Source organism: Bacillus sp. ATD, assembly GCF_050585765.1.
Classification (GTDB): domain Bacteria; phylum Bacillota; class Bacilli; order Bacillales; family Bacillaceae; genus Bacillus; species Bacillus stercoris.
The window spans coordinates 216,717-242,171 of record NZ_JBOBQH010000006.1; the positions used below are offsets into that span (position 1 = coordinate 216,717).

Genomic DNA, 25,455 nt, shown 5'->3' on the forward strand with positions numbered 1-25,455 from the left:
ATTCTATTACTCACAATTTTATATTATACCAAAGCTCTTGTCCCTTTACAACTGCATCCTAAACATTAAATCGGAAATGAATAACATCTCCGTCTTGGACAACATATTCTTTCCCTTCGAGACGGACTTTTCCTGCTTCTTTGGCTCCTGCCATACCGCCGCCCGCAAGAAGATCCTCATAGGCTACTGTCTCAGCACGAATGAAGCCTCGCTCAAAGTCACTATGAATAATTCCTGCACACTCAGGGGCTTTCATGCCTTTTTTGAATGTCCAAGCTCTGACTTCCTGTTCTCCCGCCGTGAAGTATGTTGCAAGGCCAAGAAGAGAGTAAGACGCTTTGATCAGCTGATCAAGACCTGATTCTTGAATGCCCAGCTCTTCCAAGAACATTTGCTTTTCTTCGCCTTCAAGCTCAGCAATCTCGGATTCGATTTTCGCACACACAACGATTACTTCTGCGTTTTCGCCGGCAGCGTACTCGCGAATCTTCACTACATTTTCATTGCCAGATGGATCAGCCACTTCATCTTCACTTACATTGGCCACATACAAAATAGGCTTCGAAGTCAGTAAATGGAGCTGCTTCACAAGCTTTTGCTGCTCTTCAGTGAATTCTACAGAGCGAGCAGGCTTTTCACTCTCAAACGCTTCTTTCAGTTTAGATAAAATCTCAAACTCATATACAGCGTCTTTATCTTTTTGTTTCGCAAGTTTGCTGACGCGTGTAATCCGCTTTTCAACCGTTTCCATATCGGCGAGGATCAGCTCAAGGTTGATCGTTTCAATGTCATCAATCGGATCAACTTTTCCGGAAACGTGTGTAATGTTGTCATCGGAAAAAGCACGGACAACGTGGCAAATCGCGTCAACTTGGCGAATATGGGATAGGAATTTGTTACCGAGTCCTTCTCCTTTAGATGCGCCTTTTACAATCCCTGCAATATCAGTAAATTCAAATGCAGTCGGCACAGTCTTCTTCGGGTTGACCAGCTCAGTCAGCTTTTGCAGACGATCATCAGGTACTTCTACAATCCCCACGTTCGGATCAATCGTACAGAACGGGTAGTTCGCTGATTCGGCACCGGCCTGTGTAATTGCGTTAAATAGTGTTGATTTCCCGACGTTCGGCAAACCAACAATTCCAGCTGTTAAAGCCATTCTTTCATCTCCTCTATATAAAACCGTCATTGTATGAACGTATTTTGAACCTAGAGCAATTATAAGGAGGTTCACTGGAAAAGACAAGCTGACAAAAAAGCATTTTCAGCCTGCCAATCCCTTTGATTATGCTTTTTTCAAGCCTACTAAACAGTCAAAAAGCGTACTTCCCATTCCATTATCAGAATTTGTATCATTTGTCAGTGCATTGACTGAACCTCCAAAAGCCGCCCACATGCCTTCATCTATATTAATCGTCTTCGCATGAGCCTGCTTCATCACTTTCACCGTTCCCTTCAAGCGTCCGCGGTCATTAAAGATGACAACCTCGTCTCCATCCTGAAGATCCTGCTCAGCCGCTATATCTGGAGAAATATCGACCTGAACGTGCTGAAGCTTTTCAATAAACGGCACATGCTGTGAATGGTTGGAACGCTGCGGATGAATGGACAACAGCGTATAAGGATACTTCCCAGCTAACGCCTCATTATGGAAAACAGACTCTTCGGGCACGTTTAATTGAAGCAAGCCGCTAAATCCTTTTTCTTCAGCTAACGACGAAGTAAATTCAAATTTTCCGCTCGGCGTCAAAAACTCATAGTCATCCCACGGAACCTGCTTGACCGGAAGAGGGAGGTGGCCTTTTTCTTTTAAACGCTCGAGTGTCACACCTTCTGCTTCCAATGAAGAAAGCCCCATCTCTAGAAATTCTTCAGTACTGTGCTCAAAAAGCTCGCCAAACCCAAGGCGTTTTGCAAGCTCTGACCAGATCCAGCTGTCCGACTTCGCTTCACCCTGGGGCTCCACAAGTTTTTTTCCGTACTGAACATAGTGGTGATACATACTGGAATAGTAGATATCCTCTTCTTCAAAAACAGTGGCAGTCGGCAAAACATAATCACACAGCTTTGCGGTATCCGTCATAATGGAATCAATCGCGACTGTCATCGGAACCTTTTCAAAAGCTTGTCTGACTTTGTTTGTATTCGGCACCTGAGTCAGCGGATTTCCGCACGTCACAATCATCATCTCAATCGCAGGATCAGCAGCGGTCAACACTTCTTCAGCCTGCGTCATCATTGAGAATGAACGTGATGCTGTTTTTAATTCCGGCAGCGTCAGCTTTGTTTTAGCAAAGCTCTCGCCAATCTGGACATTTCCGAAATTCGCGCCGCCGCCCTTAATTCCGACATTTCCGCTTGCCGCAACAAGTGCATCAATCCAGCGAATCGTTCCGCCGCCGTTTTTATATCGCTGCATGCCTAGCCCCATAAAAGTAGACACCGGACCATCTGCATACAAACCGGCCAAATACTCCAGCTCCTCCATAGAAGTTTCTGTTTTCACAATAAACTCTTCCAGAGAAACAGTTTTCAATAGCTCTTTCACATCATCAAAACCGACAGAGTGCTCAGAAATAAACGTTTCATCCATTCTCCCCGTCTCAATCAGAACCTTCAAAACGGCTGCCGCAAGCCAGCCATCCATTCCCGGCTTAACAGAGATATAGCGGTCGGCAAGCTTAGCAGTCGGATTGAAGATCGGATCAATCACCGTAATCGTGGCGCCCTTCTTTTTCACCTGCTGCAAGTGATGGTATAAGTGCATATTTGTTCTGGATACATTTCTTCCCCACACAACAACATGCTTGCTGTTGTAAATATCAAGCGGGCCGTGACCGTACGAACGGCCAAAATCCCAGCTTTGCGCCTCGATGCCGGAGCCCCAGCATATGCTTCCGACGATTTCAGTCACGCCTCCATATCCATTAAAAAAACGCTGATCAAGCGCTTTTAACAGACCGTTATTCGCATAATCATGGCTGTGCAAAACAGCAGTCGTCTCCGACGTTTCCTTGATTTCCCGAAGTTTATCGGCAATTTCATCAAGTGCCTGCTCCCAAGAAATCCGCACAAACTCGCCATTTTGTTTTTTCATTGGATAGCGAAGCCGATCAGGAGAATTTGTTTTTGTCTCAAGCATTCTGCCGCGGCCGCAGATTTTACCTTCCGTAATCGGATGGTTTGGATCTCCGTCCACTTTTGTTACCTTTCCATCATCAACAGTCACCAAAAAGCCGCAGCTGTCCCAACAATTCAGCGGACATGCCGACTGATGCACTTTGCTCATCGCCGTCTTCTCCTTACCTTCTATATGAAAAAGCATGAGTGTCGGCCTATTTATGAAGTAGGCTCCTCATGCTTGACTAGTACTTTTTTTAGTTTTCTTTCAAATTCTCTTCTCGGAATCATAACACTGTGAGAGCATCCCTCACACTTAATTCGAATATCCATTCCCATGCGTATAATTTTCCAGCTGTTCGCTCCGCATGGATGCGGTTTTTTCATTTCTACGATATCATTCAGGCCAAAGTCTTTATCCGCCAAGACCCTTCACCTCTTTTCATAAACTGCTGTATCTATTGTACAAAAAAACTGATCATAAGAGCAATCAAGATACTTGAAAAGAAATACTTCCTCTTATTTCCATTTACTTAAAATAGGATATAAGAGAAGACAAACTAACAAATACAAATTTAACATCCCGTATATCGGATACAAAAACGCGATCAAATCAGAAAATCCGAAAGAAGTAAAAGGTACCATTAACACTAACAAAATCAACACAATCAACCATCTCGGCATATGAACAAACCCCATCAGCCGGCTGGACAGCCCCAGCAATCCCGCTACCGTCGTCGTGTAAATGGCCAGACACAGCACCCCCGTCATACATAAAAAAAGGACATAAGGCGCACCCTCCAAAACGGCAAACAGCGGTATTTCAAACTGAGAAAGGGAGCCCGCCAGCTCCACTAACGTTTCATTATAAACAAATGAGATCACGCCAAAAATGAGACCGCTTGCCACACTTGCGATTTTCGCTTCTCCGAGTCCTTTCATCTCTTTCCCAACAGAGGATAAAATCGCAACAACTGAAAGGATGTTTAAAGAAGTAAACGTTATGCTCGCAGGCCAGTTATACTGCTGAGACAAATCAATCGTCCACGTATGGTGATGTGTGCTCTGAAAAGAGATCAGCGCATATAAAAGCCCCGCTACTAACACAGGAATCAAAATACTATTTATAGATAATATTCCTTTCACATCCCACAAAAACAAACACACTGTCACGGTGCAAATCAGTGCGATTCCCCACCAGAAAGGAAGCTTGTACATCTGCAGGGTCACACCGCCTCCGGCAATCATCACCATAGTCGTCGAAAATAAATAAAAAATGATGAGAACATCATAAATTTTCGCCAGCCACGGCCCCATTAAATGCTCCAGAACCGGCAGAAAATGAGTGGATTGAACCTTAAAACTGATTTTCATCACAATATAAGACGAGAAAATGAACATGATTGTAAACAGCAAAATAGCAAGTCCGCTTTCCGCCCCAAAAAACTGCCAAATCTCCTGACCGCTCGCATATCCGGCCCCGATCAGGCTCCCTAATATGAGCAGCATCCACTTCATTCCGGCTCTCCACAACATCATCACCTCATAGACAAAGATCAGCTTGTTTCCGTTATTGTTACTATATAAATAAAAGAAGGTAAAAATGCCATATTTTCATAGACATTTGAACACAAGCTGAAATTACCATCCGAAATACTCATAATAAAAGACTGCTGATGCAGGCAGTCTAAAAAAATATCAATTTGTCCGCGGAATGTAGGAATGAACCTCATTAACCATGCCTATCTATAAAGTGTTTTGTAAGCAGACCATAGCTTGAACATGATCGAGGCAATGGGGGACAATACTTGTAATTCACCACTAACCATTCATATCATAACCTCTACTTTTTAAAAATCTCCGGTGTCATACACAAAGCATAAAAAACCGTACTGCTGGATATACTGTAAACAACCTTACATTACGAAACACACACCATAGCAATTCTGTTACCTACTATAACAAGGAAGTGAAACCTATGAATCGAAAAGGCGGGCTTTTTTCCTCTCAGGAACGAGTAAAACAATACGTTTCACATACAGATGCAGCTGCAGCAAAGCAAATCCAAACCATTCTTTCTTCATCCTTACGTAAAGCTGCCGGCAAACCAATTGTCGTGGTTTGTATCGGAACAGACCGTTCAACCGGTGATTCGTTGGGCCCGCTCGTAGGAATGAAACTCAAACAGATGCAGCTCACTAGATTCCATGTCTACGGAACCTTATCTGACCCCGTCCATGCTGTGAACATGAAGGACAAAATCAGTGACATTCATAAATTACATAAAAACCCATTTATTATAGCGGTCGATGCATGCTTAGGCCGCGTTAAGAGTGTGGGTTCATTTCAAATCGGAGACGGGCCATTAAAGCCTGGAGCCGGTGTGCAAAAAGACCTTCCTGAAGTGGGAGATCTTCATATTAACGGAATCGTGAATGTGAGCGGTTTCATGGAGTATTTTGTATTGCAAAACACAAGACTCAACCTGGTCATGAATATGGCCAATGTTCTCGCGGAAGGATTGAGTTTAACAGATCGGACAGAGTGGAGGCAAGAACGCCTGAACCCGCTGCAAAGGCTCACTGGGCGCATATAAAACAAAAACCATCTTCGTTTGAAAGATGGTTTTTTCATTTATGATTCTCGTTCAGATAAAAGCTCTAAAATCCGGTCAAGGTCTTCATTAGAGAAAAATTCAATTTCGATTTTGCCTTTTTTCTTCTGTCTTTTAATATGAACTGTTGTTCCAAAATAATTTTGGAGATAGGATTCCCGTTCTTTTAGAACCGCGTCTTTCACAGGTTCTTTTTTCTTTGTTTCACGTGGAACATTCTGATTTAACTGCTGAATCAGCTGCTCAAGCTGGCGGACATTAAGCTGCTCCGCAATCACTTTTTGAACAAGCGGTTCAAGCTTATTTTTGTTTTTCAAGCCAAGAAGCGTGCGTCCATGTCCCATAGAAAGCGTACCTTCAGCAATAAGCTGCTGAATATTTTCTGGCAGTGTCAGCAGTCTTAAATGATTCGCAATATGCGGTCTGCTTTTTCCAAGACGTTTGGCAAGCTGTTCTTGCGTGAGATCTAAGTGTTTCAGCAAAGAGTCATATGCCTGTGCCTCTTCAAGCGGAGATAAATCTTCGCGCTGAAGGTTTTCTAATAAAGCAATTTCCCTCATTAACGCCTCTGATAATTCACGGACAATCGCGGGAACTGTCTCTAACCCCGCCAGCTTCGCTGCCCGAAAACGCCGTTCCCCCGCAACAATATCATAGCCTTTTAAAGATTTTCTGACGATAAGCGGCTGAAGAATGCCATGCTGCAGCACTGATTCTTTAAGTTCAGCTAATGCCTCGTCATCAAAGTGTTTTCTTGGCTGATAAGGATTAGGGCGTAAATCGGCAATTTTAATTTCTTCAACTGTCTCTTCAGACAAATCGACCTGATTAAATAACGCATTAATCCCTTTTCCAAGGCCTTTAGCCATTCGCAGCCACTTCCTTTGCTAAATCTAAATATACTTCCGCACCTCTTGACCGCGGATCGTATAAAATGATGGGTTTTCCGTGACTCGGTGCCTCACTCAGACGGACATTACGCGGAATAACTGTCTTATATACTTTATCTCTAAAATACTTTTTAACCTCTTCAATCACTTGAATGCCGAGGTTTGTCCGAGCATCAAGCATTGTCAGCAATACACCTTCAATCATTAAATCCGTATTCAAATGCTTTTGCACAAGACGTACTGTATTTAATAACTGGCTGAGCCCCTCCAAGGCATAATATTCGCACTGTACAGGAATCACAACGGAATCCGAGGCAGTAAGGGCATTAATCGTCAGCAGCCCTAGTGACGGCGGACAATCAATGATAATGTAATCATAATTTTGCTTTACTGCTTCAAGTGCTCTCTTCAATCTCACTTCTCTTGAAATTGTAGGAACCAGCTCGATCTCAGCCCCGGCAAGCTGAATCGTCGCAGGGATCACGTCCAAGTTCTCGACTGTCGTTGCTTTAATAATATCTATAACATCTGCATCATCTACTAAAATATCGTACACACACTGCTCTACATCGGCTTTTTCAATCCCTAATCCGCTTGTCGCATTTCCCTGCGGATCAATATCTACCAGCAGAACCCTTTTCCCTATGTAAGCCAAACATGCCCCAAGGTTGACAGACGTCGTTGTTTTGCCGACCCCGCCTTTTTGGTTCGTAATTGCTATGATTTTTCCCACGATGTCACCTACTTTCACATGAACATGTACTATCTTGCTTCTATTCTATCAAAAAAAGATTAAAGCGTTTCATTTTTTTCATTATTTTGTTCCGAATCAGAAGGGAAATAATTGAAAATTCAAGCACGCTTTATGCTTTCTCTTATAAATTCTACAATTTCTATGTTTTTTTGACTTAAAAAAGGAATTTCTTAAAGAAAAAAAGAAGAAGTCACAGTAACAGAACGCGGAAACAGGACGGTGAGAGAATGGTTTATCAAACAAAGAGAGATGTACCCGTTACGCTGATGATTGTGTTTCTCATATTACTGATACAAGCAGATGCCATTGTTCCTTTTGTGCTGGGAAATATGAGAGTTTCGGGCTGGGTCATTTTTATTCTGCTGACCCTTTTAAATGGACTCATCATATGGAGCTTTATTGATCTGAAATATGTATTGAAGGAGCACCATCTGATCATTAAAGCCGGACTGATCAAACATCAAATTCCTTACGAAACAATCGATAAAGTGATCCAAAAAAAGAATCTGTGGTCAGGTTTCCGTTTAATCGGCTCTCGTCATGCCATCACGGTCTACTATCAGGGAGGATGGGGACATGCGGTGATTTCACCGCAAAATACTGAAGAATTTATCCACAAGCTCAAAGAAAAGAATTCTAATATAATGATTTTCACTAAAAGTAATTAATTGCCTTTTCGACAAGTGTAAAAAGCTCTCCTGCTTTTCAGGAGAGCTTTTATTTTGGTATGCGAATCGTTAATTGAATATATTCTTCAAATTCTTCTTCTTCCGTATTCAATTTTACACCACTGTCCTCCACCATTGATAGTGACTGGCGAATCGTGTTCATCGCAATTCTTGTATCTCTGCTGAACGCTTTGCGTCTCGGCTTTGGCTTTCTCTGGCCTTGCTCCAGCATTTTCACCACGCGGTCTTCCGTCTGCTTTACATTTAAACTTTTCTCAATAATCTCTGTGAGCAGTGTGACTTGGAGCTCAGGCTGTTTCAGCGGAATCAGCGCTCTGGCATGACGCTCGGTGATTTTCTTCTCCATAATCGCGTCTTGGACTGGCTGAGGCAGCTTTAATAACCGGAGCTTATTTGCAATTGTAGACTGTCCTTTTCCTAAACGCTGTGCGAGTGCCTCCTGTGTTAAATCATGCAGCTCAAGCAGCCTAGCATAAGCATGGGCTTCCTCAATAGAAGACAATTCTTCCCGCTGCAAGTTTTCAATTAACGCCACAGAAGCGGTTTCCGTGTCGGAAAAATCCTTAATAATCGCCGGAATCTTTTCCCACTCAAGCGATTGCACCGCTCTCCAGCGTCTTTCACCTGCAATGAGTTCGTATTGGCCTTCTTCTTCTGTATGCCTAACAACAATCGGCTGAATAATGCCGTGTGTATGAATGGTCATTGCTAACTCTTTGATTTTTTCATCTGAGAAAATGGTGCGTGGCTGAAAACGGTTGGGAACGATAGCATTTACCGGTATTTCCAGAATCTCTTCTTTGTTTGTATCATGTTCAGCAATCTCCGGCTCCTGTTCCTTCTCACCAAGCCCGAAGAAACGAGAGAATGAATGCTTCATGTACCTACACCACCTTTAAAAACTGCCATTTTTATAATTCTATTTTCTCATGGTTTTTCCTGCTATACATCCATCAATTTTGATGAAAATATGATGGTATTGTCATATCAGGCTGTCTAAATTACCCTTCAATTGGCGATTTATTAGGAGTTCCCGGTTTTCTTGGATACTTCTTAGGTGTATTTTTTATCTTGCGTATCACCATAATATTACGATCGCTTTCTTCAATAGGCAGCTTAAAGGAATGGACATTCTCAAGTTCTCCTCCAAGCGTCGTGATTGCTTTTTTGCCTGCATTCAGTTCTTCCTCAGCTGATGCCGCTTTTAAAGCAACAAATAAACCGTTTTTCTTCACCAGAGGCAAGCAAAGCTCACTCAAAACAGATAATCTTGCAACTGCTCGCGCCGTCACAATATCATAGCTTTCCCGCACGTCTTTCCGTTGTCCGAACGTTTCAGCTCTGTCATGGCAGAATGTTGTATTCTCCAATTGCAAAGCTTCAGATAACTTTTCTAAAAACGTAATCCGTTTGTTCAATGAATCCACGATTGTGACATTGAGGTGCGGAAAACATATTTTTATCGGCAGACTTGGAAAACCCGCTCCCGCTCCGACATCACAAATCGTGTTCACTTGATTGAAGTCGACATAGAAAGCAGCTGTAATGGAGTCATAAAAATGCTTCAGATACACTTCTTTTTTCTCTGTAATTGAAGTCAGATTGATTTTTTCGTTCCATTCAACCAGCATGTCGTAATACAGCTCAAATTGCTCCAGCTGACGGGGAGAAAGGGAGATCCCTTTTTCCGCCAAACCGGAAGTGAATTCTTCAATATTCATGCCGTCATCCTTTCTACTCGGCTATCTTCGCAATGCGTCCCTGCTCTAAATACACCAATAGAATTGAAATGTCCGCCGGGTTTACACCGGAAATGCGGGAAGCTTGGGCAACAGACAGAGGGCGCACATTTTTCAGCTTTTGACGCGCCTCAGTCGCGATCCCTTTGATTGCATCATAATCAATTCGATCCGGAATTTTTTTATTTTCCATCTTCTTCAGTTTTTCCACTTGCTGAAGAGATTTTTCAATATATCCTTCATATTTCACTTGGATTTCCACTTGTTCTGCCACGTCTTGAGGAACCGGCACTTCTGGCGGTGCCAGTTTTGTGACTGTTTCATAGTTCATTTCAGGACGTTTCATCAAGTCTGTGCCGCGAACTCCATCTTTCAATTCGCTTCCGCCAAGAGAACGGATATATTCTTGGTTTTCTGGAGACGGCTTGATAATTACAGAATACAGACGTTTTTTCTCCGCTTCGATCGCCGCTTTTTTCTTCTCAAAAGCTGCATACCGCTCATCAGAAATCAATCCAATGCGGTGCCCGATTTCTGTCAGGCGCAAATCAGCATTATCATGGCGAAGAAGCAATCTGTATTCAGCACGTGAGGTCAAAAGACGATAAGGCTCATTAGTCCCTTTTGTTACAAGGTCATCAATCAGAACACCAATGTAGGCGTCAGAACGGCTTAGAATCACTTCTTCTTTTCCAAGCGCTTTTCGTCCTGCATTGATTCCCGCCATAATTCCTTGTCCCGCGGCTTCTTCATAACCGGATGTTCCGTTAATTTGGCCTGCAGTGTAAAGGTTGGTGATTTTTTTCGTTTCAAGTGTCGGCCAGAGCTGTGTCGGTACGATCGCATCATACTCGATCGCATAGCCGGCTCTCATCATTTGCACGTTTTCAAGTCCAGGAATCGTTGCAAGCATTCTTTGCTGTACGTCTTCTGGAAGACTTGTAGATAAACCTTGGACATAGACTTCCTGTGTATTTCTGCCTTCCGGCTCAAGGAAGATCTGGTGACGCGGTTTATCATTAAATCGTACAACTTTATCTTCAATGGACGGGCAATATCTTGGGCCAGTACCTTTGATCATACCGGAATACATCGGTGAACGGTGCAGGTTGCTGTCAATAATCTCATGTGTCTCAGGGCTTGTATATGTCAGCCAGCAAGGGAGCTGATCTGTGATATATTCCACTGTTTCATATGAAAAAGCGCGAGGCACTTCGTCACCAGGCTGAATTTCCGTTTTGCTGTAATCAATTGTGTCGCTTTTAACGCGAGGCGGCGTACCTGTTTTAAAACGAACAAGGTCAAAACCCAGTTCCTCCAAATGCTCAGAAAGCTTAATAGAAGGCTGCTGGTTGTTCGGGCCGCTTGAGTAAGACAGATCGCCAAGAATGATTCGTCCTCTTAGATAGGTCCCTGTCGTCATGACAACTGCTTTCGCACGATAATGTGCGCCGGTTTGTGTAACCACACCTCGGCATTCGCCGTCTTCAACGATCAGCCGCTCCACAATTCCTTGCAGCAATGTTAAGTTTGGTTCTTTTTCAAGTGTATTTTTCATTTCGTGCTGATATTGGAATTTGTCTGCTTGTGCACGCAATGCACGAACCGCAGGACCTTTTCCTGTATTCAGCATTCTCATTTGAATATGCGTTTTATCGATGTTTCTTCCCATTTCTCCGCCAAGCGCGTCAATCTCACGAACGACAATCCCTTTTGCGGGGCCGCCGACAGACGGATTACATGGCATAAATGCAACCATATCTAGGTTGATGGTCAAGACAAGCGTTTTGGCGCCTTGGCGTGCAGATGCGAGGGCAGCCTCAACACCGGCATGCCCGGCGCCAATCACAATCACATCGTATTGGCCTGCTTCATACCCCATGATTCTAGTTCCTCCTTTTATTATTTTCCTAAACAGAATTGTGAAAAGAGCTGATCAATTAAGCTTTCGTGGACAGAATCTCCGATGATTTCGCCCAAAAGCTCCCAGCATCTTGTAAGGTCGATTTGCACCATGTCGATCGGGACATCCTGTTCGATGCCGCTAAGCGCATCTTCAATGGCCCGTTTTGCTTGCTGTAAAATAGAGATGTGACGTGTGTTGCTGACATAAGTCAGATCCCCGCTTTCAATGGCACCCGTGTAGAACAGCGATTGAATCGCTTCTTCCAGATCATTGATGCCTTCCTCTTTTAAAAGGGATGTCGTAACAACTGGACGTCCATTGGCAAGTTCACGGACACGCTCAGTGTCAATCTTCGCCTCAAGGTCAGTCTTATTCAAAATCACGATAACGTCCATGCCCTCAACGGCTTCAAAAAGCTTTACATCTTCTTCAGAAAGCTCTTCACTATTATTAAGAACAAGTAAAATCAGGTCCGCTTCCTTCAGAACCTGGCGAGAACGTTCAACACCGATTCGCTCAACAATGTCTTCTGTTTCGCGAATACCTGCTGTATCAACCAGACGAAGCGGGACGCCTCTTACATTCACGTATTCCTCAATTACATCCCGTGTCGTTCCGGGAATATCGGTTACAATGGCTTTTGCCTCATGAACGAGACTGTTCAGAAGAGATGATTTTCCTACGTTCGGCCGGCCGATAATGACGGTAGAAAGACCTTCACGCAAGATTTTTCCTTGCTCAGAAGTCCTCAACAGCGCCTCAATTTCCTTTTTCACGGCGGTTGCCTTTTCAACTAAAATCTGATGCGTCATTTCCTCTACATCATCATACTCCGGATAATCGATATTCACCTCAACATGAGCCAGGGTTTCTAAAATCTCACTGCGCAAACGGCGCACCAAAGCAGAAAGACGCCCTTCCATTTGATTCATAGCAACGTTCATTGCCCGGTCCGTTTTCGCTCTGATTAAGTCCATAACCGCTTCCGCCTGTGAAAGATCGATACGCCCGTTTAAAAACGCACGTTTCGTAAATTCGCCAGGCTCTGCCAGTCTCGCTCCCTCTCTCAATGCAAGCTGAAGCACTTGGTTCACAGTCACAATTCCCCCGTGACAGTTAATCTCGATAACATCTTCTCGTGTAAAAGTTCTCGGCGCTTTTAACACTGATACCATTACTTCCTCAACGACACGATCTGAAGGTCTGTCTACGATATGACCATAATGAATCGTATGTGATTCAACCGAGCCGAGTGTTTTCCCCTTCGGTCCTTTATAAATTTTATCTGCGATTTGAATGGCTTCTGGTCCGCTCAACCGTACAATCGCAATCGCGCCTTCTCCCATCGGTGTGGAAATTGCCGCAATTGTATCCATGCTGTTCACCTCTCTTTACTTATGTTTCATCTATATAAAAAAATTTTTATTATGCCAAAACTAAAAGATAACATAGTTTGGTTCGAAGTGGAAGATGTGTTATCCACAGAAATAGAAATTCATCCCTTATTACTTTAACTTATCCACATGTGAATAACAATTAATTTTATTTCCTGAACTTCCTTTTTATCAACAGGATACACCTAAAAAGAAAAAACTTAAACGGCAAAACCTTGATATTACTAGGAAAAGTAGATTTTTCGCATACAAAAAAACCGAAATCCGATTTTTACCGGACTTCGGTTTTATGCTATTTTTTATGGGAAATAACGAGATGGCGATTTTCGCCTTCACCCATTGAATATGTTTTGATCTGGTGGTTTGCATATCCAGAAAGAGTATCGTGAATAACTTTTCTTTCACTGGATGGCATAGGCTCAAGCTGGATTGCTTTTTTCGTTTTCAAGACCTGGTCAGCAAGCCTGATGGCCAGCTGGCTCAGTGTTTCTTTTCTTTTCAAACGATAGTTTTCTGCATCCACCGTCACATTTTTATATTGGCCTGGATAACGGTTAAGAACTAGCTGTGTCAATGTTTCAAGAGCATTTAAGGTTTGTCCTCTTTTCCCAATCAACAATGCCGTTTTTTCACCTGTTATATGGAATCTCACTGTCTTTTTGCTTTCTTGAACAGTCACATCAGACTTTCCGGCAATGGCTTCGGCGATCGTTTGAAGATAAGACTTCGCTTGCTGAATCGGATCAATCTTTTCAACTAGCTTGACGATCGCCGGCTTTTTACCGAAAATACCGAGAAACCCTTTGTGTCCCTCTTCAATAACAGTAATTTCTACTTTATTCCTCGTTAATCCCAGCTCTTGCAATCCGGACTGTACTGCTTCATCGACATTTCGCCCTGCAGCAGTCACATTCCTCACTTTTTCTTTCCTCCGGCTTTTTGCGGCTCAGGATTTTTTTTAATATCAGGCCCTTTAATGAGGAAAGTTTGCGCAATCATAAACAAGTTACCGACTACCCAATAAAGAGAAAGAGCCGCCGGGAAGTTGATCGCAAATACGATAATCATAATTGGCATAATCCAAAGCATCATCGCCATTTGCGGATTTTGCTGCGCATTGCCCGCCATCATCAGTTTTTGCTGAACAAATGTGGCGACACCGGCAACGATAGGAAGAATATAGAAAGGATCCTTTTCTCCTAAGTCAAACCATAAGAAGCTATGCTCTGAAATCGCCTGTGTTCTCATGATCGCATGATAGAATCCAATTAAAATCGGCATCTGGATCAAAATCGGGAAACATCCCGCCAATGGATTAACACCATGCTTTTGGAATAAAGCCATTGTTTCCTGCTGAAGCTTTTGCTGTGTTTTTTGATCCTTTGAGCTGTATTTTTCTTTCAGCTTTTGCATTTCCGGCTGTAAAGCCTGCATCGCTTTCGAACTTCTCAGCTGCTTAATCATCAGCGGTAAAATTAATAAACGAATTAAAATGGTAACAAGAATAATTGAAAGTCCGTAGTTATCTCCCGTCAATTTCGCTACATACGTAATGAGCTCAGACAATGGATATACTACGTACTTGTCCCAGAAATGCGGACTATCTGCAGTGATCGGCTCTTTCACACTCGAGCATCCAGCCAAAAGCATGAATACGCCAACCATACTTAATAGCAACCCTATTCTCCTTTTCAACAACATTTCCTCCTATAATTAATCTTTACACTCTTTTATTGCAAAGCATACTTGTATGTATTTTAGCATCTTTCAGTTTTAAATGGTGTCTTTTTCTGATCAACCGGAAAGGAAGCGCTTTTAAAAGTTGTAAGAAAGCAGTGGTGATGCCTACTTTGACGAAGATTTCTTATATAATGAAGACTTTCTGAATAGATGCTGCAGACTTTTTTTCGTTTCCTCATATGTCAGCTGGCTCGCCGGTTTTCTGGCAATAATGATATAGTCCTTTTCCTTCAGTCTCTCTTTCTCTTCAAGAAAGGCCTGCCGAATCAATCGTTTGATCCGATTTCGCATCACAGCATTGCCAATTTTTTTGCTGACGGAAAGCCCGACACGCAGCTCATCATTTTCAGGCTGATCAAGCGTATATAAGACAAACTGGCGGTTTGCAACTGATGTCCCATGTTTAAACACTTTTTGAAAATCTTCATTTTTCTTTAAACGATTTCGCTTCTTCAAATGACTCACTCCGATACTGGCTGGCAGAAACTTTTAAATTTTATTATGAAAATGAGATGCATTTGAACCAGGGAGCATGCCCCGGTTCATTACGCATCACATCTATCTTTTCCCATAACGTGAAAAAAGACCACTGACATTATTCAGTGGCCTAAGCTGATAATACTTTTCTGCCTTTGCGGCGACGGCGTGCTAAAACTAGACGACCGTTTTTTGAACTCATACGGCTTCTGAAGCCATGAACTTTGCTGCGTTTACGGTTATTCGGTTGGAATGTTCTTTTCATTTATGACACCTCCCTCGAGGAATAGCTGTTAAAGACAGTCTTACTTATTATATTTGCGTTACCTATTCATTGTCAACTTTACTAGTGCTTTTATTTCTTGCAACCATAATAGGATACCATACCTTTTCAACTTTCGAAACCTTATTTTTTAGATTCCTTAATTTAACGAAAAAAAGACAGATCCAAACAATTTGCCCCTAAAAACACGCGTGTGGATATCTTTTTCGACTTTTTTTAATATCCACAAAGGTTATCGACAACATTTTCACATTACCAACCCCTGTGGACAATAATTTTTCAACAGGTTGTCCGCTTTGTGGATAAGATTGTGACAACCATTGCAAGCTCTCGTTTATTTTGGTATTATATTTGTGTTTTAACTCTTGATTACTAATCTTACCTTTCCTCTTTATCCACACAGTGTGGATAAGTTGTGGATTGATTTCACACAGCTTGTGTAGAAGGTTGTCCACAAGTTGTGAAATTTGTCGAAAAGCTATTTATCTACTATATTATATGTTTTCAACATTTAATGTGTACGAATGGTAAGCGCCATTTGCTCTTTTTTTGTGTTCTATAACAGAGAAAGACGCCATTTTCTATGAAAAGGAGGGACGTGCCGGAAGATGGAAAATATATTAGACCTGTGGAACCAAGCCCTTGCTCAAATCGAAAAAAAGTTGAGCAAACCGAGTTTTGAGACTTGGATGAAGTCAACCAAAGCCCACTCACTGCAAGGAGATACCTTAACGATCACGGCTCCCAATGAATTTGCCAGAGACTGGCTGGAGTCCAGATACTTGCATCTGATTGCAGATACTATATATGAATTAACCGGGGAAGAATTGAGCATTAAGTTTGTCATTCCTCAGAATCAAGATGTTGAGGACTTTATGCCGAAACCGCAAGTCAAAAAGGCGGTCAAAGAAGATACATCTGATTTTCCTCAAAATATGCTCAATCCAAAATATACTTTTGATACTTTTGTCATCGGATCTGGAAACCGATTTGCACACGCAGCTTCCCTTGCAGTAGCGGAAGCACCCGCGAAAGCTTACAACCCTTTATTTATCTATGGGGGCGTCGGCTTAGGGAAAACACACTTAATGCATGCGATCGGCCATTATGTAATAGATCATAATCCTTCTGCCAAAGTGGTTTATCTGTCTTCTGAGAAATTTACAAACGAATTCATCAACTCTATCCGAGATAATAAAGCCGTCGACTTCCGCAATCGCTATCGAAATGTTGATGTGCTTTTGATAGATGATATTCAATTTTTAGCGGGGAAAGAACAAACCCAGGAAGAATTTTTCCATACATTTAACACATTGCACGAAGAAAGCAAACAAATCGTCATTTCAAGTGACCGGCCGCCAAAGGAAATTCCGACACTTGAGGACAGATTGCGCTCACGTTTTGAATGGGGTCTGATTACAGATATCACGCCGCCTGATCTGGAAACGAGAATTGCGATTTTAAGAAAAAAAGCCAAAGCAGAGGGCCTCGATATTCCAAACGAGGTTATGCTTTACATCGCGAATCAAATCGACAGCAATATTCGGGAGCTGGAAGGCGCATTAATCAGAGTTGTTGCTTACTCATCTTTAATTAATAAAGATATTAATGCTGATCTGGCCGCTGAGGCGCTGAAAGATATTATTCCTTCATCAAAACCGAAAGTCATTACGATAAAAGAAATTCAGAGGGTAGTAGGCCAGCAATTTAATATTAAACTTGAGGATTTCAAAGCAAAAAAACGGACAAAGTCAGTAGCTTTTCCGCGTCAAATCGCCATGTACTTATCAAGGGAAATGACTGATTCCTCTCTTCCTAAAATCGGCGAAGAGTTTGGAGGACGGGATCATACAACCGTTATTCATGCGCATGAAAAAATTTCAAAACTGCTGGCAGATGACGAACAGCTTCAGCAGCATGTAAAAGAAATTAAAGAACAGCTTAAATAGCAGGACCGGGGATTAATCGGGGAAAGTGTGAATAACTTTTCGGAAGTCATACACAGTCTGTCCACATGTGGATAGGCTGTGTTTCCTGTCTTTTTCACAACTTATCCACAAATCCACAGGCCCTACTATTACTTCTACTATTTTTTAAAAATATATATACATTATCCGTTAGGAGGATAAAAATGAAATTCACGATTCAAAAAGATCGTCTTGTTGAAAGTGTCCAAGATGTATTAAAAGCAGTTTCATCCAGAACTACGATTCCCATTCTGACTGGTATTAAAATTGTTGCATCAGATGATGGTGTATCCTTTACAGGAAGTGATTCAGATATATCTATTGAATCCTTCATTCCAAAAGAAGAAGGAGATAAAGAAATCGTCACTATCGAACAGCCCGGAAGCATCGTTTTGCAAGCTCGCTTCTTTAGCGAAATTGTAAAAAAACTGCCGATGGCAACTGTAGAAATCGAAGTGCAAAATCAGTATTTAACGATTATTCGTTCTGGTAAAGCCGAATTTAATCTAAACGGACTGGATGCTGATGAGTATCCTCACTTGCCGCAGATTGAAGAACATCATGCGATTCAGATTCCAACTGATTTATTAAAAAATTTAATCAGACAAACAGTATTCGCAGTGTCCACCTCAGAAACACGTCCTATCTTGACAGGTGTAAACTGGAAAGTGGAACAAAGTGAATTATTATGCACTGCAACGGATAGTCACCGTCTTGCTTTAAGAAAGGCGAAACTTGATATTCCAGAAGACAGATCTTATAACGTCGTGATTCCAGGAAAAAGTTTAACTGAACTCAGCAAGATTTTGGATGACAATCAGGAACTCGTAGATATCGTGATCACAGAAACTCAAGTTCTGTTTAAAGCGAAAAACGTTTTATTTTTCTCACGGCTTCTGGACGGAAATTATCCAGACACAACCAGTCTGATTCCGCAAGACAGCAAAACAGAAATCATTGTGAACACAAAAGAATTCCTTCAGGCCATTGATCGTGCATCTCTTTTAGCCAGAGAGGGACGCAACAACGTGGTGAAGCTGTCCGCAAAACCAGCTGAATCCATTGAAATTTCTTCTAACTCCCCTGAAATCGGTAAAGTTGTGGAAGCAATTGTTGCGGATCAAATTGAGGGTGAGGAATTAAATATCTCTTTTAGTCCAAAATATATGATGGATGCACTAAAGGTGCTTGAAGGAGCAGAAATACGCGTAAGCTTTACAGGTGCAATGAGACCTTTCTTAATTCGCACGCCGAATGATGAAACGATTGTACAGCTTATCCTTCCTGTCAGAACCTATTAATCCGATACACTGCTGCCGACCCGTCGGCAGCTTTTCTATTCGGCAACTGCTCCGACAAGTTTTCCCTTTCCCTAATTCGTTTTTTTTTAGTACAATTAGATATTAGTGATATTTGAAAGAGGTCGATATAATGGCAAATCCGATTTCAATTGATACAGAGATGATTACACTCGGACAATTCTTGAAATTAGCCGATGTGATTCAGTCTGGCGGTATGGCGAAGTGGTTTTTAAGCGAGCATGAAGTGCTTGTGAACAACGAGCCGGACAACCGCCGAGGCAGAAAGCTGTATGTTGGAGATGTGGTAGAGATTGAAGGATTTGGTTCATTTCAAGTCGTCAATTAAAGCGGGTGACACTGATTGTATATCCAGAACTTAGAACTGACATCTTACCGCAACTACGACCATGCTGAACTTCAATTTGAAAATAAAGTAAATGTGATCATCGGTGAAAACGCCCAGGGGAAGACAAACCTCATGGAGGCGATCTATGTCTTGTCTATGGCGAAATCGCACAGGACATCAAATGACAAAGAACTTATACGGTGGGACAAAGACTATGCTAAAATAGAGGGAAGAGTGATGAAGCAAAACGGGGCGATCCCGATGCAGCTCGTCATCTCCAAAAAAGGTAAAAAGGGCAAGGTCAATCATATTGAACAGCAAAAGCTCAGCCAGTATGTCGGGGCCCTCAACACCATTATGTTTGCGCCGGAAGATTTAAATCTTGTAAAGGGAAGCCCTCAAGTGAGAAGGCGGTTTCTTGACATGGAAATCGGACAGGTTTCTCCCGTCTACCTTCATGACCTTTCTCTTTACCAGAAAATCCTTTCCCAGCGGAATCATTTTTTAAAACAGCTGCAAACAAGAAAACAAACAGACCGGACGATGCTCGATGTTTTGACCGATCAGCTTGTGGAAGTTGCAGCAAAAGTCGTCGTAAAACGCCTGCAGTTTACAGCACAGCTCGAAAAATGGGCGCAGCCCGTCCATGCAGGCATCTCAAGAGGGCTTGAAGAACTGACCTTGAAGTACCATACAGCTCTTGATGTATCAGATCCCGTAGACTTGTCGAAAATAGGAGATAGCTATCAAGAAGCGTTTTCTAAATTAAGAGAAAAAGAAATCGAGCGCGGTGTTACTTTGTCAGGGCCTCATCGTGACGATGTCCTTTTCTATGTGAACGGACGCGATGTGCAGACGTATGGTTCTCAAGGACAGCAGCGAACGACGGCGTTGTCCCTTAAGCTGGCGGAGATTGACCTGATCCATGAAGAAATCGGAGAATATCCCATTTTACTATTGGATGATGTACTGAGTGAACTGGATGATTATCGCCAGTCACACTTGCTTCATACGATCCAAGGCCGTGTACAAACGTTTGTCACAACGACAAGCGTTGATGGCATTGATCACGAAACCTTACGTCAAGCAGGAATGTTCCGTGTGCAAAATGGTGCGTTAGTGAAGTGAAGAAATGAGGTGAGCAATTGTATATTCATTTAGGTGATGACTTTGTGGTTTCAACACGAGATATTGTCGGCATTTTTGACTTTAAAGCCAACATGTCGCCTATTGTTGAAGAATTTCTGAAAAAACAGAAACACAAGGTGGTGCCTTCCGTAAACGGCACGCCCAAATCTATCGTAGTCACGGTTCAGAATATATATTACTCTCCCTTATCTTCCAGCACATTAAAAAAACGTGCGCAATTTATGTTTGAAATAGATTCTTAGAAATTTTTATCACGAATATATCGTTTAGAAAAGTGTAGGTGAATGACGTGGCTATGGAACAGCAGCAAAACAGTTATGATGAAAATCAGATACAGGTACTAGAAGGATTGGAAGCTGTTCGTAAAAGACCGGGGATGTATATCGGCTCGACAAACAGCAAAGGCCTTCACCACCTGGTATGGGAAATTGTCGACAATAGTATTGACGAAGCCCTCGCCGGTTATTGTAAAGATATCAATATTCAAATCGAAAAAGACAACAGTATCACGGTTGTAGATAATGGCCGCGGTATTCCAGTCGGTATTCATGAAAAAATGGGCCGTCCTGCGGTAGAAGTCATTATGACGGTGCTTCATGCCGGAGGAAAATTTGACGGAAGCGGCTATAAAGTATCCGGTGGATTACACGGTGTAGGTGCGTCGGTCGTGAACGCACTATCAACAGAGCTTGATGTGACGGTTCACCGTGACGGTAAAATTCATCGCCAAACCTATAAACGCGGAGTTCCGGTTTCAGACCTTGAAATCATTGGCGAAACGGATCATACAGGAACGACGACACATTTTGTCCCGGATCCTGAAATTTTCACAGAAACAACTGAGTATGATTATGATCTGCTTGCCAACCGCGTGCGTGAATTAGCCTTTTTGACAAAGGGCGTAAACATCACGATCGAAGATAAACGTGAAGGGCAAGAGCGTAAAAACGAGTACCATTACGAAGGCGGAATTAAAAGTTATGTAGAATATTTAAACCGTTCTAAAGAAGTTGTCCATGAAGAGCCGATTTACATTGAAGGCGAAAAGGACGGCATTACGGTTGAAGTGGCTTTACAATACAATGACAGCTACACAAGCAACATTTACTCGTTTACAAACAACATTAACACGTACGAAGGCGGTACCCATGAAGCTGGCTTCAAAACGGGCCTGACTCGTGTTATCAACGACTATGCCAGAAAAAAAGGTCTTATTAAAGAAAATGACCCCAACCTAAGCGGAGATGATGTAAGAGAAGGGCTGACCGCGATTATTTCAATCAAACACCCTGATCCGCAGTTTGAGGGCCAAACGAAAACAAAGCTAGGCAACTCAGAAGCTCGGACCATCACTGATACGTTATTTTCTGCGGCAATGGAAACATTTATGCTGGAAAATCCAGATGCGGCCAAAAAAATTGTCGATAAAGGTTTAATGGCGGCAAGAGCTAGAATGGCTGCGAAAAAAGCGCGTGAACTTACACGCCGCAAGAGCGCTTTGGAAATTTCAAACCTTCCCGGTAAGCTAGCGGACTGCTCTTCAAAAGATCCGAGCATTTCCGAGTTATATATCGTAGAGGGTGACTCTGCCGGTGGATCTGCTAAACAAGGACGGGACAGACATTTCCAAGCTATTTTGCCGCTTAGAGGTAAGATCTTGAACGTTGAAAAAGCAAGACTGGACAAGATCCTTTCTAACAACGAAGTTCGCTCTATGATTACAGCACTTGGCACAGGTATTGGGGAAGATTTCAACCTGGAGAAAGCCCGATACCATAAAGTTGTCATTATGACAGATGCCGATGTTGACGGTGCGCACATCAGAACCCTGCTGTTAACGTTCTTTTACAGATATATGCGCCAAATTATCGAAAATGGCTATGTGTACATTGCACAGCCGCCGCTCTACAAGGTTCAACAGGGGAAACGTGTTGAATATGCGTACAATGACAAGGAGCTTGAAGACTTGTTAAAAACGCTTCCTCAAACACCTAAGCCTGGATTGCAGCGTTACAAAGGTCTTGGTGAAATGAATGCCACCCAGCTATGGGAGACAACCATGGATCCTAGCTCTAGAACGCTGCTACAGGTAACTCTTGAAGATGCAATGGATGCGGATGAGACTTTTGAAATGCTTATGGGCGACAAAGTAGAACCGCGCCGAAACTTCATAGAAGCAAATGCGAGATACGTTAAAAATCTTGACATCTAATCATAAAAAGCCTTATTTCCAATAAGAAATAAGGCTTTTTTCTAAACAAGATCAGATGCAGCAATGCTTGCAATACCTATATATTCTAGCAATTTAATGTGTATAATCATAAGTTTATTGATATAATGGAGAATAGTGAAATCGTATTGAAGGTCATAATGGACAATCTACTCCCACATATTTCATGTGATACTTCAGGGAGGTTTTTTAATGAGTGAACAAAACACACCACAAGTTCGTGAAATAAATATCAGTCAGGAAATGCGTACGTCCTTCTTGGATTATGCAATGAGCGTTATCGTATCCCGTGCTCTTCCGGATGTTCGTGACGGTTTAAAGCCGGTTCATAGACGGATTTTATATGCAATGAATGATTTGGGCATGACAAGTGACAAGCCTTATAAAAAATCCGCGCGTATCGTTGGAGAAGTTATCGGGAAATACCACCCGCACGGTGATTCAGCGGTATATGAATCCATGGTCAGAATGGCTCAGGATTTCAACTACCGTTATATGCTCGTTGACGGTCACGGAAACTTCGGTTCTGTTGACGGAGACTCAGCGGCTGCCATGCGTTATACAGAAGCAAGAATGTCTAAAATCTCGATGGAAATTCTTCGAGACATCACAAAAGACACAATCGATTATCAGGATAACTATGACGGTTCAGAAAGAGAACCTGTCGTTATGCCTTCGAGGTTCCCAAATCTGCTCGTGAACGGTGCTGCCGGCATTGCGGTAGGTATGGCAACAAACATTCCTCCGCACCAGCTGGGAGAAATCATTGACGGTGTACTTGCTGTCAGTGAGAATCCGGACATTACAATTCCAGAGCTTATGGAAGTCATTCCAGGTCCTGATTTCCCGACTGCGGGTCAAATCTTGGGCCGAAGCGGTATACGGAAAGCATACGAATCTGGCCGAGGCTCTATTACAATTCGGGCAAAAGCTGAGATCGAACAAACATCTTCAGGTAAAGAAAGAATTATTGTTACAGAGTTGCCTTACCAAGTAAATAAGGCGAAACTAATCGAGAAAATTGCTGATCTCGTTAGGGATAAAAAGATAGAGGGCATTACAGATCTGCGTGATGAGTCAGATCGTACAGGTATGAGAATTGTCATTGAAATTAGACGTGATGCTAATGCAAATGTCATTCTAAACAATCTGTACAAACAAACTGCTCTACAGACATCTTTTGGTATCAACTTGCTTGCACTTGTTGATGGTCAGCCGAAAGTTTTAACTCTTAAGCAATGCCTGGAGCATTACCTTGACCACCAAAAAGTCGTAATTAGACGCCGTACTGCCTATGAATTGCGTAAAGCGGAAGCGAGAGCTCACATCCTTGAAGGCTTGAGAGTTGCTCTGGATCATCTCGATGCAGTTATTTCCCTTATCCGTAATTCTCAAACGGCTGAAATTGCGAGAACAGGTTTAATTGAACAATTCTCACTGACAGAGAAGCAAGCACAAGCGATCCTTGATATGAGGCTCCAGCGTTTAACAGGACTGGAACGTGAAAAGATCGAAGAAGAATACCAATCTCTTGTTAAATTAATTGCAGAGCTAAAAGACATCTTGGCAAATGAATATAAAGTGCTTGAGATTATTCGTGAAGAACTCACGGAAATCAAAGAGCGTTTTAACGATGAAAGACGTACTGAGATCGTCACTTCTGGACTAGAGACAATTGAAGATGAAGATCTCATTGAGAGAGAAAATATCGTCGTCACTCTGACACACAACGGGTACATCAAACGTCTTCCTGCATCAACTTATCGCAGTCAAAAACGAGGCGGTAAAGGTGTACAAGGAATGGGAACAAACGAAGATGATTTCGTTGAGCATTTGATCTCTACGTCAACTCATGACACGATTCTCTTCTTCTCAAACAAGGGAAAAGTGTATCGTGCAAAAGGGTATGAAATCCCTGAATACGGCAGAACAGCAAAAGGAATCCCGATTATTAACCTGCTGGAAGTAGAAAAGGGTGAATGGATCAACGCGATTATTCCTGTCACGGAATTCAATGCGGAGCTTTACCTTTTCTTCACAACAAAGCACGGGGTTTCAAAACGAACTTCGCTGTCTCAATTCGCTAATATCCGCAACAATGGCCTAATCGCTTTGAGTCTTCGTGAGGATGATGAACTGATGGGTGTACGTCTGACTGATGGTACAAAACAAATCATCATCGGAACGAAAAACGGTTTACTGATCCGTTTCCCTGAAACAGATGTCCGGGAGATGGGAAGAACTGCGGCAGGCGTAAAAGGCATCACCCTGACAGATGACGACGTTGTTGTCGGCATGGAGATATTAGAGGAAGAGTCACACGTCCTTATCGTAACTGAAAAAGGATACGGAAAACGGACTCCGGCTGAAGAGTACAGAACCCAAAGCCGGGGCGGAAAAGGACTCAAAACAGCAAAAATCACCGAGAATAACGGTCAACTAGTAGCAGTGAAAGCTACTAAAGGTGAAGAGGATCTAATGATTATTACAGCCAGCGGCGTACTCATTAGAATGGACATCAGTGATATCTCAATCACCGGACGTGTCACTCAAGGTGTGCGTCTCATCAGAATGGCAGAAGAAGAACATGTTGCTACAGTGGCTTTAGTAGAGAAAAACGAAGAAGATGAGAATGAAGAAGAACAAGAAGAAGTGTGAGAAAAAGCGCAGCTAAAATAGCTGCGCTTTTTTGTTTTATTCCTCTTTACAGTCTTAAAAATTATGGTATAATCATTTTTGTTGTCTTTTAAAAGACGCAAACGTAACAATCATGACTACTAAAAACTTTTTCAAAAAAGTGTTGACCTAGTTAACTAAAAATGTTACTATTAAGTAGTCGCTTCGAGAGAAGCACAC

At 42.4% G+C, this 25,455-nt stretch carries 23 protein-coding genes; 9 read left to right on the forward strand and 14 right to left on the reverse strand.

Going from position 1 to position 25,455, the window contains the following annotated elements:
- Nucleotides 1-58: 58 nt before the first annotated feature.
- From ychF to ACQXR1_RS15485, 4 genes are all read right to left on the reverse strand, one after another.
- Nucleotides 59-1,159 carry a redox-regulated ATPase YchF gene (ychF, locus tag ACQXR1_RS15470; protein ID WP_243571775.1) on the reverse strand — a complete coding sequence of 367 codons (1,101 nt, stop codon included), beginning with the start codon at nt 1,157-1,159 and terminating at the stop codon, nt 59-61.
- A gap of 126 nt (nt 1,160-1,285) precedes the next feature.
- Nucleotides 1,286-3,289, reverse strand: coding sequence for a molybdopterin-dependent oxidoreductase (locus ACQXR1_RS15475; protein WP_069838282.1), 2,004 nt, complete (start codon nt 3,287-3,289; stop codon nt 1,286-1,288).
- 50 nt (nt 3,290-3,339) lie between these two features.
- Nucleotides 3,340-3,546 (reverse strand): DUF951 domain-containing protein, encoded by a 207-nt coding sequence (locus ACQXR1_RS15480; protein ID WP_003226838.1) that lies wholly within the window; start codon nt 3,544-3,546, stop codon nt 3,340-3,342.
- Between the two features lie 93 nt (nt 3,547-3,639).
- Nucleotides 3,640-4,656, reverse strand: coding sequence for a YkvI family membrane protein (locus tag ACQXR1_RS15485; protein ID WP_430772442.1), 1,017 nt, complete (start codon nt 4,654-4,656; stop codon nt 3,640-3,642).
- 442 nt (nt 4,657-5,098) lie between these two features.
- Between ACQXR1_RS15485 and yyaC the strand changes: the two genes are divergently transcribed.
- Nucleotides 5,099-5,716, forward strand: a complete 618-nt coding sequence (yyaC, locus tag ACQXR1_RS15490; RefSeq protein ID WP_069838281.1) for a spore protease YyaC — start codon at nt 5,099-5,101, stop codon at nt 5,714-5,716.
- 38 nt (nt 5,717-5,754) lie between these two features.
- Here yyaC and spo0J read toward each other — a convergent pair whose 3' ends face one another.
- Nucleotides 5,755-6,603 carry a stage 0 sporulation protein Spo0J gene (gene spo0J, locus ACQXR1_RS15495; protein ID WP_014666145.1) on the reverse strand — a complete coding sequence of 283 codons (849 nt, stop codon included), beginning with the start codon at nt 6,601-6,603 and terminating at the stop codon, nt 5,755-5,757.
- Nucleotides 6,596-7,357 (reverse strand): sporulation initiation inhibitor protein Soj, encoded by a 762-nt coding sequence (gene soj / locus ACQXR1_RS15500; RefSeq protein WP_003219244.1) that lies wholly within the window; start codon nt 7,355-7,357, stop codon nt 6,596-6,598. Before soj ends, spo0J begins: the two co-directional genes overlap by 8 nt.
- A gap of 248 nt (nt 7,358-7,605) precedes the next feature.
- On the opposite strand from soj, the gene ACQXR1_RS15505 reads away from it, so the two are divergent.
- Nucleotides 7,606-8,046, forward strand: coding sequence for a PH domain-containing protein (locus ACQXR1_RS15505; RefSeq protein ID WP_430772443.1), 441 nt, complete (start codon nt 7,606-7,608; stop codon nt 8,044-8,046).
- A gap of 49 nt (nt 8,047-8,095) precedes the next feature.
- Here the strand turns inward: ACQXR1_RS15505 and noc are convergent, their stop codons facing one another.
- The 8 genes from noc to rpmH form a co-directional block, all read right to left on the reverse strand.
- On the reverse strand, nt 8,096-8,947 hold the full coding sequence (noc, locus tag ACQXR1_RS15510) for a nucleoid occlusion protein (RefSeq protein ID WP_014666147.1): 852 nt from the start codon (nt 8,945-8,947) through the stop codon (nt 8,096-8,098).
- 121 nt (nt 8,948-9,068) lie between these two features.
- On the reverse strand, nt 9,069-9,788 hold the full coding sequence (rsmG, locus tag ACQXR1_RS15515; protein WP_014666148.1) for a 16S rRNA (guanine(527)-N(7))-methyltransferase RsmG: 720 nt from the start codon (nt 9,786-9,788) through the stop codon (nt 9,069-9,071).
- A gap of 13 nt (nt 9,789-9,801) precedes the next feature.
- On the reverse strand, nt 9,802-11,688 hold the full coding sequence (mnmG, locus tag ACQXR1_RS15520; RefSeq protein WP_040081120.1) for a tRNA uridine-5-carboxymethylaminomethyl(34) synthesis enzyme MnmG: 1,887 nt from the start codon (nt 11,686-11,688) through the stop codon (nt 9,802-9,804).
- A 20-nt stretch (nt 11,689-11,708) separates the two neighbouring features.
- Nucleotides 11,709-13,088, reverse strand: coding sequence for a tRNA uridine-5-carboxymethylaminomethyl(34) synthesis GTPase MnmE (mnmE, locus tag ACQXR1_RS15525; protein ID WP_069838278.1), 1,380 nt, complete (start codon nt 13,086-13,088; stop codon nt 11,709-11,711).
- Nucleotides 13,089-13,398: 310 nt separating this feature from the next.
- Nucleotides 13,399-14,025 carry an RNA-binding cell elongation regulator Jag/EloR gene (jag, locus tag ACQXR1_RS15530; protein ID WP_040081117.1) on the reverse strand — a complete coding sequence of 209 codons (627 nt, stop codon included), beginning with the start codon at nt 14,023-14,025 and terminating at the stop codon, nt 13,399-13,401.
- Entirely contained in the window at nt 14,022-14,807 is a 786-nt protein-coding gene (gene spoIIIJ, locus ACQXR1_RS15535) for a YidC family membrane integrase SpoIIIJ (protein WP_050982297.1), read from the reverse strand. The genes jag and spoIIIJ overlap by 4 nt, the downstream gene beginning before the upstream one ends.
- 144 nt (nt 14,808-14,951) lie before the next feature.
- Nucleotides 14,952-15,302 (reverse strand): ribonuclease P protein component, encoded by a 351-nt coding sequence (gene rnpA, locus ACQXR1_RS15540; RefSeq protein WP_003242628.1) that lies wholly within the window; start codon nt 15,300-15,302, stop codon nt 14,952-14,954.
- Between the two features lie 151 nt (nt 15,303-15,453).
- Complete coding sequence (gene rpmH, locus ACQXR1_RS15545; RefSeq protein ID WP_003178075.1) at nt 15,454-15,588, reverse strand: 50S ribosomal protein L34; 135 nt, start codon at nt 15,586-15,588, stop codon at nt 15,454-15,456.
- A gap of 626 nt (nt 15,589-16,214) precedes the next feature.
- Here rpmH and dnaA point away from each other — a divergent pair.
- From dnaA to gyrA, 7 genes are all read left to right on the forward strand, one after another.
- Nucleotides 16,215-17,555, forward strand: coding sequence for a chromosomal replication initiator protein DnaA (gene dnaA, locus ACQXR1_RS15550; protein WP_003242674.1), 1,341 nt, complete (start codon nt 16,215-16,217; stop codon nt 17,553-17,555).
- 182 nt (nt 17,556-17,737) lie between these two features.
- The gene (gene dnaN / locus ACQXR1_RS15555) at nt 17,738-18,874 is read left to right on the forward strand and encodes a DNA polymerase III subunit beta (RefSeq protein WP_014662455.1); all 1,137 of its coding nucleotides are present in this window, start codon (nt 17,738-17,740) and stop codon (nt 18,872-18,874) included.
- A 130-nt stretch (nt 18,875-19,004) separates the two neighbouring features.
- Nucleotides 19,005-19,220 carry a ribosome maturation protein RlbA gene (rlbA, locus tag ACQXR1_RS15560; protein ID WP_003219264.1) on the forward strand — a complete coding sequence of 72 codons (216 nt, stop codon included), beginning with the start codon at nt 19,005-19,007 and terminating at the stop codon, nt 19,218-19,220.
- A 15-nt stretch (nt 19,221-19,235) separates the two neighbouring features.
- Nucleotides 19,236-20,348 carry a DNA replication/repair protein RecF gene (gene recF, locus ACQXR1_RS15565; RefSeq protein WP_040081112.1) on the forward strand — a complete coding sequence of 371 codons (1,113 nt, stop codon included), beginning with the start codon at nt 19,236-19,238 and terminating at the stop codon, nt 20,346-20,348.
- A gap of 17 nt (nt 20,349-20,365) precedes the next feature.
- The gene (gene remB, locus ACQXR1_RS15570) at nt 20,366-20,611 is read left to right on the forward strand and encodes an extracellular matrix regulator RemB (protein ID WP_003219266.1); all 246 of its coding nucleotides are present in this window, start codon (nt 20,366-20,368) and stop codon (nt 20,609-20,611) included.
- Nucleotides 20,612-20,664: 53 nt separating this feature from the next.
- On the forward strand, nt 20,665-22,581 hold the full coding sequence (gene gyrB, locus ACQXR1_RS15575) for a DNA topoisomerase (ATP-hydrolyzing) subunit B (protein ID WP_014662457.1): 1,917 nt from the start codon (nt 20,665-20,667) through the stop codon (nt 22,579-22,581).
- Nucleotides 22,582-22,791: 210 nt separating this feature from the next.
- Nucleotides 22,792-25,257 carry a DNA topoisomerase (ATP-hydrolyzing) subunit A gene (gene gyrA, locus ACQXR1_RS15580; RefSeq protein ID WP_014662458.1) on the forward strand — a complete coding sequence of 822 codons (2,466 nt, stop codon included), beginning with the start codon at nt 22,792-22,794 and terminating at the stop codon, nt 25,255-25,257.
- Nucleotides 25,258-25,455 lie beyond the last annotated feature (198 nt).

Bases quoted from the DNA above. Each gene is read 5' to 3' on its own strand.
- mnmG (WP_040081120.1), bottom strand. From the start codon at position 11,688: ATGGGGTATGAAGCAGGCCAATACGATGTGATTGTGATTGGCGCCGGG.
- rsmG (WP_014666148.1), bottom strand. From the start codon at position 9,788: ATGAATATTGAAGAATTCACTTCCGGTTTGGCGGAAAAAGGGATCTCC.
- ACQXR1_RS15475 (WP_069838282.1), bottom strand. From the start codon at position 3,289: ATGAGCAAAGTGCATCAGTCGGCATGTCCGCTGAATTGTTGGGACAGC.
- noc (WP_014666147.1), bottom strand. From the start codon at position 8,947: ATGAAGCATTCATTCTCTCGTTTCTTCGGGCTTGGTGAGAAGGAACAG.
- rpmH (WP_003178075.1), bottom strand. From the start codon at position 15,588: ATGAAAAGAACATTCCAACCGAATAACCGTAAACGCAGCAAAGTTCAT.
- rlbA (WP_003219264.1), top strand. From the start codon at position 19,005: ATGGCAAATCCGATTTCAATTGATACAGAGATGATTACACTCGGACAA.
- ACQXR1_RS15505 (WP_430772443.1), top strand. From the start codon at position 7,606: ATGGTTTATCAAACAAAGAGAGATGTACCCGTTACGCTGATGATTGTG.
- gyrA (WP_014662458.1), top strand. From the start codon at position 22,792: ATGAGTGAACAAAACACACCACAAGTTCGTGAAATAAATATCAGTCAG.
- ACQXR1_RS15485 (WP_430772442.1), bottom strand. From the start codon at position 4,656: ATGTTGTGGAGAGCCGGAATGAAGTGGATGCTGCTCATATTAGGGAGC.
- mnmE (WP_069838278.1), bottom strand. From the start codon at position 13,088: ATGGATACAATTGCGGCAATTTCCACACCGATGGGAGAAGGCGCGATT.
- ychF (WP_243571775.1), bottom strand. From the start codon at position 1,159: ATGGCTTTAACAGCTGGAATTGTTGGTTTGCCGAACGTCGGGAAATCA.
- dnaN (WP_014662455.1), top strand. From the start codon at position 17,738: ATGAAATTCACGATTCAAAAAGATCGTCTTGTTGAAAGTGTCCAAGAT.
- yyaC (WP_069838281.1), top strand. From the start codon at position 5,099: ATGAATCGAAAAGGCGGGCTTTTTTCCTCTCAGGAACGAGTAAAACAA.
- dnaA (WP_003242674.1), top strand. From the start codon at position 16,215: ATGGAAAATATATTAGACCTGTGGAACCAAGCCCTTGCTCAAATCGAA.
- spo0J (WP_014666145.1), bottom strand. From the start codon at position 6,603: ATGGCTAAAGGCCTTGGAAAAGGGATTAATGCGTTATTTAATCAGGTC.
- gyrB (WP_014662457.1), top strand. From the start codon at position 20,665: ATGGAACAGCAGCAAAACAGTTATGATGAAAATCAGATACAGGTACTA.
- spoIIIJ (WP_050982297.1), bottom strand. From the start codon at position 14,807: ATGTTGTTGAAAAGGAGAATAGGGTTGCTATTAAGTATGGTTGGCGTA.